Source organism: Winslowiella sp. 2C04, assembly GCF_050037805.1.
In the GTDB taxonomy this organism is placed as follows: Bacteria; Pseudomonadota; Gammaproteobacteria; order Enterobacterales; family Enterobacteriaceae; genus Erwinia; species Erwinia toletana_A.
Map to the genome: position 1 here is coordinate 1,394,954 of NZ_CP188300.1, position 15,250 is coordinate 1,410,203.

16 protein-coding genes and 1 pseudogene are annotated in these 15,250 nt (G+C 42.6%); all 17 read left to right on the forward strand.

Annotated elements, in window-relative coordinates; genetic code table 11:
- Nucleotides 1–60 precede the first annotated feature (60 nt).
- Complete coding sequence (locus tag ACP3TC_RS06060; protein WP_426817768.1) at nucleotides 61–324, forward strand: hypothetical protein; 264 nt, start codon at nucleotides 61–63, stop codon at nucleotides 322–324.
- 185 nt (nucleotides 325–509) lie between these two features.
- On the forward strand, nucleotides 510–2,264 hold the full coding sequence (gene tssF, locus ACP3TC_RS06065; protein WP_426817769.1) for a type VI secretion system baseplate subunit TssF: 1,755 nt from the start codon (nucleotides 510–512) through the stop codon (nucleotides 2,262–2,264).
- Nucleotides 2,228–3,313: a type VI secretion system baseplate subunit TssG gene (gene tssG / locus ACP3TC_RS06070; RefSeq protein ID WP_426817770.1), complete on the forward strand. Its 1,086-nt coding sequence runs from the start codon at nucleotides 2,228–2,230 to the stop codon at nucleotides 3,311–3,313. Before tssF ends, tssG begins: the two co-directional genes overlap by 37 nt.
- Nucleotides 3,291–3,836, forward strand: a complete 546-nt coding sequence (gene tssJ, locus ACP3TC_RS06075) for a type VI secretion system lipoprotein TssJ (protein WP_426817771.1) — start codon at nucleotides 3,291–3,293, stop codon at nucleotides 3,834–3,836. The genes tssG and tssJ overlap by 23 nt, the downstream gene beginning before the upstream one ends.
- The gene (tssE, locus tag ACP3TC_RS06080) at nucleotides 3,836–4,291 is read left to right on the forward strand and encodes a type VI secretion system baseplate subunit TssE (RefSeq protein WP_313852982.1); all 456 of its coding nucleotides are present in this window, start codon (nucleotides 3,836–3,838) and stop codon (nucleotides 4,289–4,291) included. The genes tssJ and tssE overlap by 1 nt, the downstream gene beginning before the upstream one ends.
- A gap of 39 nt (nucleotides 4,292–4,330) precedes the next feature.
- On the forward strand, nucleotides 4,331–4,801 hold the full coding sequence (locus tag ACP3TC_RS06085) for a hypothetical protein (RefSeq protein ID WP_313852980.1): 471 nt from the start codon (nucleotides 4,331–4,333) through the stop codon (nucleotides 4,799–4,801).
- A gap of 53 nt (nucleotides 4,802–4,854) precedes the next feature.
- A complete protein-coding gene (locus ACP3TC_RS06090) occupies nucleotides 4,855–6,102 on the forward strand; it encodes a VasL domain-containing protein (RefSeq protein WP_426817772.1) in 1,248 nt (415 codons plus the stop codon).
- A gap of 84 nt (nucleotides 6,103–6,186) precedes the next feature.
- Nucleotides 6,187–6,588 carry a hypothetical protein gene (locus tag ACP3TC_RS06095; protein WP_426817773.1) on the forward strand — a complete coding sequence of 134 codons (402 nt, stop codon included), beginning with the start codon at nucleotides 6,187–6,189 and terminating at the stop codon, nucleotides 6,586–6,588.
- 331 nt (nucleotides 6,589–6,919) lie between these two features.
- Nucleotides 6,920–7,732 (forward strand): DUF6387 family protein, encoded by an 813-nt coding sequence (locus tag ACP3TC_RS06100; RefSeq protein ID WP_426817774.1) that lies wholly within the window; start codon nucleotides 6,920–6,922, stop codon nucleotides 7,730–7,732.
- A 281-nt stretch (nucleotides 7,733–8,013) separates the two neighbouring features.
- Nucleotides 8,014–9,213 (forward strand): GTPase, encoded by a 1,200-nt coding sequence (locus tag ACP3TC_RS06105; RefSeq protein ID WP_426817775.1) that lies wholly within the window; start codon nucleotides 8,014–8,016, stop codon nucleotides 9,211–9,213.
- A gap of 254 nt (nucleotides 9,214–9,467) precedes the next feature.
- Nucleotides 9,468–9,680 (forward strand): helix-turn-helix transcriptional regulator, encoded by a 213-nt coding sequence (locus tag ACP3TC_RS06110; RefSeq protein WP_426817776.1) that lies wholly within the window; start codon nucleotides 9,468–9,470, stop codon nucleotides 9,678–9,680.
- 40 nt (nucleotides 9,681–9,720) lie between these two features.
- Entirely contained in the window at nucleotides 9,721–10,146 is a 426-nt protein-coding gene (locus ACP3TC_RS06115; protein WP_426817777.1) for a hypothetical protein, read from the forward strand.
- Nucleotides 10,143–10,343, forward strand: a complete 201-nt coding sequence (locus ACP3TC_RS06120) for a hypothetical protein (protein ID WP_426817778.1) — start codon at nucleotides 10,143–10,145, stop codon at nucleotides 10,341–10,343. Before ACP3TC_RS06115 ends, ACP3TC_RS06120 begins: the two co-directional genes overlap by 4 nt.
- Before the next feature lie 315 nt (nucleotides 10,344–10,658).
- A complete protein-coding gene (locus ACP3TC_RS06125) occupies nucleotides 10,659–11,879 on the forward strand; it encodes a tyrosine-type recombinase/integrase (protein WP_426817779.1) in 1,221 nt (406 codons plus the stop codon).
- Nucleotides 11,866–13,180: pseudogene (locus tag ACP3TC_RS06130) on the forward strand (tyrosine-type recombinase/integrase). Before ACP3TC_RS06125 ends, ACP3TC_RS06130 begins: the two are co-directional and overlap by 14 nt.
- Nucleotides 13,177–14,808 carry a DNA-binding protein gene (locus ACP3TC_RS06135; protein ID WP_426817780.1) on the forward strand — a complete coding sequence of 544 codons (1,632 nt, stop codon included), beginning with the start codon at nucleotides 13,177–13,179 and terminating at the stop codon, nucleotides 14,806–14,808. The pseudogene ACP3TC_RS06130 and the gene ACP3TC_RS06135 overlap by 4 nt, the downstream one beginning before the upstream one ends.
- Complete coding sequence (locus ACP3TC_RS06140) at nucleotides 14,809–15,225, forward strand: hypothetical protein (protein ID WP_426817781.1); 417 nt, start codon at nucleotides 14,809–14,811, stop codon at nucleotides 15,223–15,225.
- Nucleotides 15,226–15,250: the final 25 nt, after the last annotated feature.

Sequence of the window (15,250 nt, forward strand, 5' to 3'; positions counted from 1 at the left end):
TTGCAACATGGGATAAAAGCTGGGCAAAAAAATAGCACCCGCTGATTAAAGAATAAAGGCGTGACGCCAAATCAGATTTTACTTGCCAGTATTGGCTGCGTATTTATTTCAGGACTTTATTTTTATATTGCCTTTAAGTTTGACGGCCAATGGCTAAAAATTCTGTTTCTTATACTGGCCGCTGTGATGATTCATGGACAACTTATCTGTAATTTACTCGATGGTATGGTTGCCGTGGAAGGTGGAATGTCCAGCCCTGCAGGCCCGGTATTCAACGAATTACCTGACAGGATCTCTGACACGCCGAAGTTATTGGTGGAGTGATTTTTTCTAATTTATATCCCAAGGGACTTAGAAAAAGAGGATATGTATCTTGTAAAGGTATTCCGTCAGGATGGATGCCTGGCTTGGCCAAGAAATATGTCAAAGAATCTTCACTTTGCTCTCATTAAATCCGACTGCTTGTATTTATCGTAAAAAATGCAGCAATTAATTAAGCAGAGATTATTATGGACGACTTAACCCTACGTTATTACGACGCAGAAATGCGCTACCTGCTTGAAGCTGGTGAAGAGTTTGCCCGTGCCCATCCCGATCGGGCGGCGATGTTAAACCTCGACAAGGCTGGGGCGCGCGATCCTTACGTGGAACGCCTGTTTGAGGGATTTGCCTTTATGATGGGGCGGCTGCGTGAGAAGCTCGACGACGACCTGCCGGAACTGACCGAAGGGCTGGTCAGTATGCTATGGCCGCACTATCTGCGTACCATCCCTTCGATGTCAGTGGTGGAGTTCACTCCAGACTGGCGTGAGATGAAAGAGATGATGCGTATCGCCAGGGGCTTTGAGGTACTTTCGCGCCCGATCGGCGAGAAGAGTACGCGCTGTCGTTACAGCACCACTAAGGAGATCAACCTTCAGCCGCTGTCGCTGGAAAAAGCGACGTTGACTACCGATTCGGATGGGCGCTCCGTTGTCAGCCTGCGATTTAACTGCAGCAGCCTCGCCGACTGGAGCCGTATCGATCTCAGCCGTATTCCTCTCTATTTAAACGCCGACGCGCCGCTGGCCTGTGCCATGCATGAAGCCTTTACCATGAATGTTGCCAGAATGTGGCTGCGGCTTCCCGGCGATACCGACAGGCGCCCATTTGACGGCTCTCTCGTCGCGCTGGGTTTTGGTGATGACGACGGCTTATGGCCGAAAGGCAGCAGTAGTTTCAGTGGCTATCAGCTGTTGCTTGAGTATTTTACCTTCCGCGAGAAGTTTATGTTCACCGGGCTGCAAGGACTGGAGACGGTCGATTTTCCGGCAGAGTTGCCGTGGTTTGACATCGACGTGGTGCTGGCGGAACGCTGGGAGCATGATTTCAGCTTTAACGAGAAGCATCTCCGTCTCAATTGTGTGCCGGTAATCAACCTTTTCCCGTTGGAATCTGACCCGCTGACGCTTAACTCGCTGCAGACGGAATATATGCTGCGCCCGATGCGTATCCAGGACGGACATACCGAGATTTACGCAGTTGATTCCGTGATGTCATCCAGCCAGCATGTCTACGTACCGTTTTCCAGCTTCCGTCACAAGGGCGGCATGATGCGACACGAGGCACCAGAATATTACTACCATACCCGTGTGCGTCGCGGGCCATCCGGGTTACACAATACCTGGCTGATCCTCGGGGGTGAAGCTTTTGATAACCACACTGTGCCGCAAGATGAGAGCCTCTCATTGACGCTGACCGGTACCAACGGCCAGTTACCGCGCCGCGCGCTGCAAAGCACCGTACTGGATACGGTGATGAAAACCACCTCAGCAAGTATCGTCGTGCGCAACCTGTGCGCCCCAACGCTGCCGTGCTATCCGCCAGATCAGGATCGTTTTCACTGGCGCGTGCTGAGCCATCTTGGCAGTGGTTTCCTGTCGATGATGGATAATGCCGAAGTGTTACGTGGCACGCTGGCGCTGTACGAGTGGACAAACAGCGAGGTGAACCGACGCCGGCTGGAGGCGATTATCGACGTCCGCCATAGTGAAACTGAACGCTTTGAACAGGGCTATCTGCTGCGCGGTGTGCAGATTGAAGTGACCCTTGACAGTAATGGTTTTGCCGGGAAAGGGGATATCTGTCTGTTTGGTGAAATGCTCAGCCGCTTTTTTGCGCTGTATACGGATATCTACCTGTTTAATCGACTGATTATTATTCTGCAACCAACTGGAGAGCGCCTGGAATGGGAAGAGAAACACAATCGCCGCATTCCCGGCTGACCCCGCGGCTGGAAGCCGAACTGAACCGGATTAATTTTTACCGCTTCTGCCAGTTACTGGAAAAAAGCCAGCCAGCCAAACCGCTGCTGGGTTCAACCAGTCATCCATCGGACGATCCGGTTCGTTTCAGCCCTCATCCTGGAATGGGTTTCCCTGCCAGCGAACTTAAAGCGGTTGAATATGACGAAGAGGATGAAAGCAAACCTCCGGTGGTGCGCACGACCTTTATGGGAATGTACGGTGTCGACTCGCCGCTGCCGACGGCATATCTCGATGATATCACTCAGCGCAGGGAAGGGCATGAAGCGCTACAGAGCTTTCTCGATCTCTTCAGTCACCGCATTCTGACGCAGTTTTATCGTATCTGGCGTAAGTATTCCTATCCGGCCACCTTTGAAGCCGGCGGTAGTGACGCGATATCACAGTCGCTGCTGGGGCTGGTCGGTCTTGGCATTCCTGGTACAGCAAAACAGATTGCCACACCAGTCTCACGCTTTCTGGCACTGTTGAGCGTGCTGCGTCAGCCTGGGAAAACCCAGGAAGGGATGCAGGCTCTGGTCAGTCTGTTGGCACCGGAGACCTCGGTGAAGGTCAGTCCCTACAGCCTGCGACCGGTGGAGATCAGTCAGCCACTGGGTTTTTACGACGATCAAGATTTTCTGCTGGATGGCAACACACCGTTGGGCGATGAAGCGATGGATGCCAGCAGTCAGCTACTGATTGCGCTCTCGACGGAGAGTGAGCAGGAAACCAATGGCTGGCGGCCGGATGGGCTGTTGTATCAGGATTTTTTGGTGATGCTACGGGTGTATCTTGGCTGGCGGTTTAAAGCTCGTATTACTTTGACGGTAGGTACCCGGCTGTTAGCTGTTCCGCCACTGGGCGACGCGCCTTTCTGGCTGGGAATGAACGGCGTGCTGGGTATTGAAGAAGAGAGCATGCCAGATGACATCTCACCGACCTTCACCACTGAACTGGGATATTACAGCGGCTTGCAGCCTGCAACGCTACAACAAGGAAATCGACGTGTTACTTACAAATTTGACTAGAACCGCGTTCTGGCTGACGCCGCTGCTGGCGCTTAGTCTCACCGGTTGTGGCCTGACGCAGAGCGTCACGGATGGCAGCAAATCGGCTTTTAACTCAGTGTTTTATAAAAAAATTAAAGTTCTGCATCTCGATTTTACCGCTCGTGAAGCGCTTAATACCGATGCCAGGGAGAGTAATTCTCTTTCCGAACCAGTGGTGCTGCGTATCTATCAATTAAAAGATCGAAAAACTTTCGACAAAACGGTTTATCAGCAATTGCTGAGGGACGGAGATAATCTACTACAAGCGGATCTGCTTGCCAGCCGCGATGTGGTTGTTAAGCCTGGCGGTGATGCCTCACTGGATATGCCGATGGAAGCTGAGGCAAAGTTTGTCGCAGTGGTGGGCCTGTTCCGTCATCCTGATATGGCAAAGAATAACTGGAAGCGAGTGCTGGAGCGTGAGGAGCTGGATCCTGATAAACCACGTGTTCTCGAGGCCGGTAACAACAGCCTGCGGCTGTTGCCGATAAAGGAGATCTGATGCCACAGGGACACAATGCACCTTCACTGTACGAAATGCTGACGGGCAACTTCAGCGGCGGTCTCGATCTGCATCAGGTCAGCGAGCAGAATCAGGTAATTTTATCGGTGCTGGACAATATGCAGCGCATCCTCAACTGTCGTGCCGGCACGCTGGCGCATTTGCCGGATTATGGCCTGCCGGATATGACCAAAATCCTGCAGGGGATGCCCGGTACCGCTCATCAACTGATGACCACGCTGTCCACTGTCCTGCTGAAATATGAGCCCCGGCTAAAAAGAATTAGCGTGGTGATGCTGGAGCAGGAGATTCCCGGTGAATTGCGGTATGCCATCGATGCTGAGCTGAAAGGAATTGGGCTGGTTCGCTATGGTACCGAATTTATGCCGGAAGGACGGGTGTTGATTCGCCATCTTAAGCAGCAAAACTACTTCGATAATCAGACACGATTATAGGTCGCTCCGGGCGCCGGACGGGAAATTACAGGGAAAAAGATGTCAGTAAAAGCGCGATTTTTGAAAAGGCTTCTGGAGCAGCAAGGGCGTCACGATAGCTTTGAAAATAAAAGCCAGGCAGATCTGGCGTTGTTTCGTCAGCGGATGCATTTGCTTCAGGAAGAGATGGAAAACTGGCTCAAGGATTCGGGGATCCGGGTTGAAACTTTCACCGTGCGGCTGATCGATTTGCTGGTGGGCAACAGCGCTTTTGACGTTCCCGGGCATCAGCTTCGCTATGAAGGCAGGACGATCAAATTTACGCCAATTTTTTTATACGGGCAGGGCGTGACGGGCTGTGTTGAAGCTACGCTTTGCGTTGAAGGAAAGATCACCCCCCTCTGCCGTTTATTTATGCGCTCGGGTAAGGCCACCGACTGGACCTGCACACAGACTGGCATATTGTCCAGGCCCGATCGTCTGTTAAACGAAGAAGTATTTTTCGGCATTATCGAAGGTCTGCTGCCCTGACTGATTCGCTGCCTTTCGCCATTATCACTCTCATTTTTATCAACTGACGGAAATTGTCCGTGAATAATCATAATCAACTTAAAACCGGCAGCGACCCGCGCGCGCTGCCGGATTACGTCGCCCTGCGTGATGAGCTGGCTAAGTTGTCACATCCGGCGCGACCCGATGTGAACTGGGCGCGAGTGGAGCAGCTGAGTCTGTCGCTGTTTCGCCAAAACGGTGTGGAGCTGCAGACGGTGTGCTGGTATACGCTGGCGCGCACCCGTCAGGCCGGAATGAACGGCCTTAACGAAGGGCTGGCGATTATTGAAGCACTGCTGATGCATCAGTGGGGCGTGATGTGGCCGCAGCCGGTCCATGCGCGGATGGAAATCCTCGCCGCATTCAGTCAGCGTCTGCAATCGGTGCTGCGTACTCTCAGTTTGCGGTACGCCGATTTACCTCTGGTTTATCAGGCAGAACAACATCTCAACGGTATTCGTCAGGTATTGCAGCGCCTGGAGCTGAAAAATGTCAGCCAGATGGGCGAACTGTGCACGTTTATGCACAACGCGGCAACAAGGCTTGAGAATATGGATGCAGAGAGCAGTGATAATAATGCGGTGATATTACCCGCGTCATCCTGCGACTCGCCTGGCCCGACACCCGCAGCGCCTTCTGAACCGCTGGTTTATGTAGCCCGTGAAGAACCTGTTGCACCACGCATCGTCACTGACTCTTCAAAGCCTGCAGCCAAAAAGCCGTGGAAAAGTTTTGCTGCCGGTATGCTGACCATGCTGATACTGGCTGCAGCAGGTTTATGGAGCTGGCAGATTATTCGTCCGGTGGAAAGTAGTCCCGTGCCTGTATTGGCAGATAAAACTGCCCTGACAGAACTGGGGCAGTTTTCGCCACTGTGGCTACAGAACTACGGTTTTGAACTGGCTGCCAGAGCGAAACCGGAAGATTCAGACAGTCTGAAAGCGCAGTGGCAGCAGCATATTATTGGCAATGCTCTGCCATCTGAGGCGCTTTCAGGCTGGCATCAGGGAATGGAAGGCCTTCGCGAGCTGACCAGACGCCTCAATGCACTTGATGAGCGTAAAGGTAAATACCTGACCGGTTCTGAGCTGAAGTCGATGGTGTTTGCGATAACGCAGAACTTCGGGCGCTCGGTTCCGGTGGAAGAGCAGTTAAACCAACTGGCTCAGATTGAGAGCGGGGCGCCGCTCCCCGCTGCGCTGCTGTCGCAAACCGATATGCGCCTGAACCAGCTGCTTAACCGTTACGCATTAATAAAGCAGCAAGTGGAAAAACCATGATTTTAAGTAATGGCTCAGATTGGCTATGCGGGAGAGCATTAAGATCGAACACTGAATAGCGTTGAATTATATTTAGGAGGATAAATGAAAAAAATAATACCACTGTTGATGCTGAGCCTGCTGGTAGCCACACAGACAGATGCCGCACGTGGTCGGCAGCCTTGTTCAGGATCTAAAGGCGGAATTTCTCATTGTACGACAGGTGGTGCGTTTGTTTGTAACGACGGCAGTTTAAGTCAGTCGAAACGAGTCTGTTCAGGTTATGGTTCAGGTTCCAGTCAGCAGATAACATCTTCAGCAACGGTCAAAAAAGTTCAGCAGAAGAAAGCAGTAACAGCACCCAAAAAAAATGTAGTATCTCCACCTGTTGTGGAAAATGAGGAGTCGGTACAGCTACAACCAAGAAAACCTACCTGTGCGCCGCTCTATATGGCAAGTAAGCCTGGTTTTACCCACTTACCCATTTGTTCCGGAAACCAGTATTAATTAGCGTAACACTTAGCTGAATTGAGGGTAAGTGAATTATAGCGGGTTCAAAAAAGCGTTCTGTGGCGTCCCCTGCAGAAATCGAACTAGTGGTTAGTTTGCTGATTTAAAAGGTTTTTATTGAAGTTGAACTTTTTATACCATCATAGATACCAACACTCAAAAATAACCTTAAAAACTGTTGTGAGACACTGAAAAAAGCGTCTTAATTATACTCAATTTTATCAGCCGTTGTTACTGTTTTACAGCTTCTTGAATCAAGAGCTGGTTCAAGGTGATGATGAGCTGACTTCTACATTGAGCTATAAAAACACAAATGTAAGGCCTCGGTATGGATACGGTTCAGATCTACAAAGAGCTACAGGCTTGGTTTAACTACGACAACTATGTTGATGTTGAGTCTTGCACTTTGAAAGGTTTACATAAGGAGTTACAGGTCAGAAAGAACATCCTCGATTCAATTGAGTTTTTTGGAGAAGGGGATGTTTATTTTGACCAGATCCTTGCAGGTAAGCCTTTAATCAGTAAAACGTTTGATAGCAACACTCATCTGGCAGAAAGCCAAACACACATACGACAAGTCACTTTTGGTCATATTGAAAGCCTCAGAAGATCTCTTGAAATGTTCTCGCAAGAATCATTTGTCAAAGGTAGTGATCAACTTAAGAAAGAGGTCAGGGAGAAGCCACTTACTCAAAGTATGAGAGCCGTTGTTCTGGGAACAAACGAAAGCCGTGTGTATACCTACTTTGACCTCGAAAGCTCATCGGATGACGAAATCATAGGCTCGCTTCGCGCACTACTTCCTGTGTGGAGGAAAGAGTATGGAATCAAGGGCAGGAAGCAAGAGGCTTTCGGGCTGGGAAAGATTCTAAAGTTGGCAGACTACCGTATCCTTCCAATGATGGATCTGCTTATGTGGGCTAAGTTGAAAGATATTTCTCTGTCAAACACCATCCTTTCCAGAGTGCTTTATCCTAAGCTCACAGATGAGGTTCGAGGAGATGAGCAACTCAAAGACACTGATCGTCCAATAGCTGAGAAAGCTATGTCAGGGGAAACCAGTAAAAACATTGAGAGTTTCATAAACAAGAATTGTCATCTCATAGATATACCGTTGTCAAAGCTAAGAGAACTAACTTAGATATATATTTGCTTATCACCAATGGTTAAATTTTGCCCATTTTACCAAAAAATCAAGTGTTAGAATGAGTTAGAGCGAAGGCCGTATCGTAGGAGGCTTTAAGCTCTATAGATAAGCAAAAGATATCTGAAAAATACGTAGTAATTAAGAAAAATCCGAAATACAATCATTTCAGAACCATCGTTAGGCTTCGTAGACCAACAAAAATTTATTACACAGAAATGCCGTAGATTATTACGGTAGCTATGATTGTTTTTATCTTATTAATTAAGGAAAATTAAATGGTAAGTAAAGCCTCTAATGTATTTGATGCTTTTGATAAGTTTGTTGGTGATGCATATAATAAAGAAACTAATACTTTCGATTCGAAAAAAGCTGAAGACAACGCTTTTAATGGAAAAGATAAATTCAATATAATTCTTTTTGGAGCTACAGGTGTTGGAAAAAGCACTTTAGTTAATTCATTTTTTGGCGAAGATTTAGCAGAAGCAGGGAAAGGTAAGCCTGTAACCCAACATCTCACCAAAATAAAATCTAAAAAGAAAGGCGTCGTTCTATGGGATACAAAAGGAATTGAAGCAAAAGATTACGATCTAACCATTAATCAACTTAAAAAAGATATCAAGAATAGCTTTGAAGAGTATAAACATGTTGATGATGTGCCTCATCTTGGCTGGTTATGTGTGGATTCGTCAAGCTCAAGAATTGAGCCAAGAGATATTGAACTTTTAAAGCTAACGGAAGAATATGAAATTCCAACAATTGTAGTATTTACGAAAGCTTATGGTGAGTCTGAGGATGAGTTTATAGAATGTGCGATTGAAGAAATTACCAGCGAGAAAAATAAAATAAAAAACCTAAATTATGTGAAGGTTCTTTCTTCTGACTATAGGATTAACAAAAGTATTACTATACCATCTCATGGTATGGATAAGTTACTTGGTATTAGTTTGAAACTACTCCCAGAGGGAGTTAAAGGGGCAACTAACGCCCTAAAAAAGGCTCAAGTGGTAAAGTCTGAAATTCGACTTGAAGCAATGAAAAGCAGTGCAAGAAAAGTTGTTCATGCGGCATCCGTTGCTGCGGGTGTAGTCGGTGCATCACCAATCCCAGGTTCAGATGCACCACTGATAGCCGCTGCACAAAGCACTATGATTTATAAAATAAATGCGGAGTTTGAACTTAGCTCTGATATATCAAATGCAACAAGCGTCGTTACTGGAATATTAGGAATAACTGCTATTGCTCAGGTTGGAAAAGCTGTTGTTTCGAATTTATTAAAATTCATTCCAGGTGTGGGCAGTGTCATTGGTGGAGCGATCTCGGCAACAACAGCTATAGCATTGACTGAGGCAGTTGGACACGCTTACATAGCAGTTCTTGAAGCATATTTTAATAAAGAAACAGGTGTTGTTGAATTACCGAGCAATACAACAACTATTTTAAACACATTTAAAGAATATTTTTCTTTCAAAAGATAGCAATTCTATATTTATGAAGTGATTAGTGGTGTTCGAAAAAAATTGTCATTAGTCTTTAATGATTGAGACTAATCAGATTTATTAGAGTTCGATTTCCTTTTTTTTAAAATGTCAAGGGGGAGCTTTTAAAAAAAAACGTCCCCCAAGACACTAATGTAGTAATGGCCCACAAGTAATAATGTCCATTAAATCCCTTCAAAGCCTGTTCCCGTCTACTTAGTATCAACTCATCGACAAGACGAGGAGATACAATCATGAACACATCTACTAAACAAACCACACGACTTATCCGCTTACCAGAAGTCATGCATAAAACAGGTTACAAGAAAGCATGGATTTACCGATTGATTTCCGAAAATAGATTCCCTAAACCTATCAAGTTAGGTTCCAGGGCTGTGGCTTTTATTGAGGCGGAAATAGATCAGTGGGTTTCTGACACCATCAACAGTTCGAGAATGGCTCGATAGTAAAAATCCAGACCAACGACTACGACAAAGTGAGGACAATGTGGAAATCAAAGAATTCCTAAATATTGGGAATCTTTCAAGGCATGTGAGTCAAAAAACCTTCGATAAGATTTTCGATGCTGAAGCTATCAGGCTATTAGCTATGAATCCATTGAATAAGAAATCTGTGGTGTGTTTAAGCTATTACCTCGGAGATAGCCAACTAAACCCATTCAAATTTTTACCTGAGTTAAATGAAAAAAGTCGAAATTATATTTATGAAACCATACTGTCAGTGGTCAAATGTAATGAGCTACTCAGGGGGTTATCAAAGAAAATCACACAGAATGAAATTAATATCGCAGTAAAAAAGACTGAAAAGGGCGAAGACTATGTGTTGCTATGTGGCTTAAGTATTAAAAGAAGTATGCTTAACTATTATGTTGACACAATGCCGGATCTCTCCCAGATGAAGATTCATTCATGACAGATGACATTGACCTTCTTAAGCTAAGCACTGAATATATAACAAAAATTTTGCTGGGTGACATGTTGGAAAGAGGAGCATTGATAATTCATATGGGAGATGAACTCCGCAGTAAAGTTAAAGTTATTCAAGAGGAATACTGGAACGAAGTAGAAAGTATTTACAATGGACGAACAACAATACAAATTACTATTTAAAATCTCATCATTTTAAAAATGTAAAGTTTTAATATTAAAAAATAGTAAAATTTAACAGAATACTTTCCAAATTATTTTTTGGCGCCGCTGTATTACTTATGCAATAAGGCTTTATTAGTTTTTCTTCTTGAATCGGGTATGACTACTTATAACTAGCCGTACTGGTTTCTTTCACGTGAAAGAAATTTTTTTAAGTATCTAAATGGATTATAAATAAAACCAAAAATAACAAAATAAAATTGCAAAGTTTGAATCGATAAAATAATGATAAGCCGTAGTGATTACTAAATGTAAAGTTTTCGGAGGGTTATTACAATGTCATTCAAAATAAAAAAATTTGTCATGAGCAGTGGAGAACGAGGTTGCTTAATTCTCAACAAAGAAACACTGCTACCAGTTTACTACCAGAACCTTTATCTCACAACTAATGTCAGGAACAGAAGTGCGACTGCATCAACGATGGAGATAGTTGCAACGAACCTACTTATCCTTAGCAATTTTATGAAAAGTAGGAAAATCAAAATCATTGATAGGATTGAAAGCAAGCTGTTCTTGAGTGTAGCCGAAGTCGATGACCTGATACGGTATGCAAAGCAAAGATTCGATCAACAAAAAATTCCGAATGTAAGATTACTCAAAGGAAAGCAGATTGCTACAAGAACTTTTAGTTACAGGATACACGTTTTTTCAAATTACCTAAAATGGTTGTGCGGATTGATTCATTCTATGAAGGGAATCCATGCCAGATATGAAATCGATACTTTCATAGAAAATTTGAGAGCACATCTCCCACGAAATAAATCACACAGCATGAACGACAGAAAAGACAAATCATTGAGTGAAGAACAAATAAAAACTCTGTTTAAGCTGTTGGAAGTTGAAGGGAGCCAAAACCCCTTTCAGAAGGAGGTTCAAGTGAGGAACAGGCTCATTTTTACCTTGCTACTGAATTGTGGGATGAGAGCAGGTGAATTACTAAATCTTAAAGTAAATGATCTAAATCTTAGAAATAACACACTGAGTATCTTCAGAAGACATGACTACATTGAAGACCGGAGGCTGAATCAGCCACTAGTCAAAACTGGCGAAAGGATAATCCCATTATCAGACGATTTAGTGATGGAGATCTTCGATTACATACATACTTGTAGAAGTAAAATTACTAAAAAGAAAAAACATGACTTCCTATTTGTAACTCATAGCGCAGGTAAAACTGTAGGAGAACCATTATCTGTTTCAGCATATGAGAAAATAATTTCAACTATTAAAAAAGCAAACCCGGAATTAAAGGATTTATCAGGGCATAGATTGAGGCATTCATGGAACTATTTCTATTCAAATGAAATGGATAGTTCAAATTTGGAAATCTGTCGAAAATCAGGATTGAGATGCTATCTCATGGGGTGGTCAAAAGATTCTAAAATGTCTGAAAACTATAATTTCAAACATATATCAGAAAAAGAAAAGGAAGTTATTGGAAGAGTTTATGAATCTTTGAAAAAGATAACTGAGGGTCAATATAATGGAAACATGTAATCTAAGAAAAGAGAATCTGGTTTTTGCAACGATGCAGGGGTATAGCTTCAAGCTTTCTGATATCAAATGGCAATTAGATAAAGAGACTTGTATTTTTCCACATAAGATTGCCGACAAAATGCCAGAGTCGATGCGTATTGGTTACCTTACTACTTTGGCTTACTTTTCGGCTGAATACAGTGCAGGTTACACAAAAAACATAAACCAGATTTTTAGTCAATGGTTAGGGATGATAGACATTAAGACGATAGATGCTAATGCGGTTTATCAATTTAATGTTAGTTTAGGCCCTGAGAAAAACTACAAGCTCAATTCTATAAAGAAGTTTCTAACGAAGTGGAAAAAGCTCGGTTATGTAGGAGTTGAAACCTCAGCTTTAACAATGCTGGCAAAAATGAAGGGTTAAAACTAATTTGACAGGAGAAGCCGTCAAACGAAGAGATCCAAATAGTGGACCGCTAACTGGAGAAGAACTGGAAATCGTTCTTGAGAGTATCAGCAATTTGTTGAAAGAAGAAAAAATTCCTATGTATCTTTATTGCTATGTGATTCTTTTAGCAACCACGGGAAGGAGGCCATTACAGTTAACGTCCTTAAAAGCGAAAGATCTGATCAGAACGGGAGAAGGTTGTTTTCTAAATATACCTAAAGTAAAACAAAGGAAGGACTTTAGAAGTGAGTTTAGCTTGGTAAGTATCGATGATTGCCTTTATGAGAAACTAACAACCTTGATTGATATGAATCAAAAACATATTGAAGATGGTGTTAGTCAGAGTATTGGTCATATAAAAAATGAATTACCTATATTCATGGATGTAAAAAAATCCGTATCAATTCAGTCTGGTCAGAGTTTAGATACCATTATGGCAACTGATTTTTTACATATGAAGAATTCATTTATCTCAAGGAAACTAAATATCTTGACTACTAAATTTAACATTTGGTCGTCAAGAAATAACGAGGCTATACGGCTTAATGCAAGACGATTCAGGTATACCCTTGGATCTCGTTTAGCAAAGGAAGGAGCCTCAGTTGAAGTGATCGCTAAAGCATTAGACCATAAATCTATTAACTCATCAGGGATATAGGTAAAAAATAGCCCAGATAATGTTCACGATATTGATATGAAACTTCATTTATTTTTTGAACCTTTATCGAAGATATTTCAGGGTAGCGATAGCACACAGAACAAGAAGCTCTTTACAGAATATGTTTTAAATTCTTTTGGATTCACTGATTGTAATCACGAACACATAGAGTGTTTTACCTGCATAAACTTTAGAGCATGGAGTTCTGAATGACCAATGTGATTTTATTCGAGCCAATAAATACAAATAATCCATCATTAAACGTTGAAGGTTTTATTGAGTTTTGTAAGAGTAATATATTCAACTCAAAGTTAGCGATTACATGGGAAAGCAATGTATGGAAGGGATGTTACAGATTCAACAAGTTTGACATGAAAAATAATCGAAATAGCAAAGATAGATTAAATGATAGCTTCATTGATTTTGCTAAAGCTTATATGTTTCATATTCATTCTTTTAACAAGTCAAAATCAAACCAGAATGCTTTGGCAATGTTGAAGATCGTTGAGTTTGTATTATTGAAATCATACGGTGAAGCTAAGGTAGTCAAGTGTAATAATAACATTTTTGATGAGTGTGTAAGATTAGCATCTGCTAAATATACAAAATCACAAGCAGTTGTAATTGGTAAAGAACTTGAGAACCTATGTTCATTCTTGAGTGAAAACAGAATGACAATCTCATCATACTTTTTTTGGGTAAATCCGTTAAGGCATAAGATAACTCAGAGTTGGCAAGGTTATGAACCTTCACTGGAAGGGCACTCAAAATTACCAGACATAAAATCCGTCATAGCTATTGCAGAGATTTTTTCCAAAGATGAAAGCCGACTGTCTGTGAGGGACATTTTCACAACGTCTGTTCTTGCACTCCTGATGTGTGCACCAGGACGAATCTCGGAAATTTTAAACCTTCCTGCGGATTGTGCGATTACAGAGCATGATGAGAAAGGCATTGAACGATATGGTTTAAGGTTTTTTTCAGCGAAGGGGTATGCTGGAGACATCAAATGGATTCCTTCAGTAATGGTCCCTGTAGCTAAAAAGGCCATAGCCCGGCTGAGAAAGTTGTCCACCCATCCAAGGTTTGTTGCAAAAACGATGGAAGGGAAGGTTCCAGAGTCATATAGATATGAACTCTTTAGTAAAAAACCTCAAAATTTTCCCTGGTATGATGAAGAGAAGAAAATCAAATATTCAAATGCTTTGTGTCTGTTATTTGAGGGACAATTATGTAAGAAAACGAGCAATCATTTGGCACCTTTGTTCAGACCCACTGCTCAGTTTTTTAGATCGGATATTGATGCCTTTGCAAGTATCAAAGGCACTACCAACCTGTTTAAAAGACACGGTTATATTAACGATGATGGTAGTCCATATTCGATTAGGACTCATCAGTTAAGACATCTATTAAATACGTTTTCTCAAATCAATGGTATGGACGAGTTTAGCATCGCCAGATGGTCTGGAAGGAAGTTGGTATCACAAAATGTTTCCTACGATCACCGATCACACATACAAATGATCAATCTCATGAAAGATAAAACTTCAATCGGAGCCGGTAATAGCCATAGGAAAAAAGAAATAGCTGTTATGGACATAACTGATTTCGATTTATTGAATGATGGAGCTGTGCTCGTCACTAAGCATGGCTACTGCAAGCACTCATATGTTTTTGAGCCTTGTAGTTATTATCCCTTACAAGACTCTGGAACGGATGATGGCCAACTAATGATGATACACACTAAAATTCTTGAAAAAACCAATTATGATAAAAATGATGGGAATATTAATGCTGATAAATGGTATAAATTTCAAACTAAAATAATAAAAGGAGAATAAATGGCTAAACACATTACTGGTTATGATGAAAAATTGATAATGAAAGTTATTAATACCTGGAATGACGATGAGAAGCTGACCTGGGAGTCTTTATGCGACGAGTTGATAAAGATAATTGGGAAGAGACCTTCAAGGCAATCTTTAAGTAGTCATATTAAAATTGCGGATTGTTTTAATTCAAAAAAGAAGCTTCTCAAGTCTGGAGTGAAAGAAATATGTGCGGTTAAACCTGCTAATTTAAAAATTGCTTGTCAGAGAATAAAAAGGCTCGAAACTGAAAACGAAGCCTTGATAGCATTGAATAACAGATATTTAGAGCAGTTTAAGATATGGCTATATAATTCTCATTTAAAGCAAATAACAGCCGAAGAGCTTAATCGTCCCTTACCTAAAAAAGATATTCAATTAGAAATTTGATAGGTTTTAACTATTGACATGAATG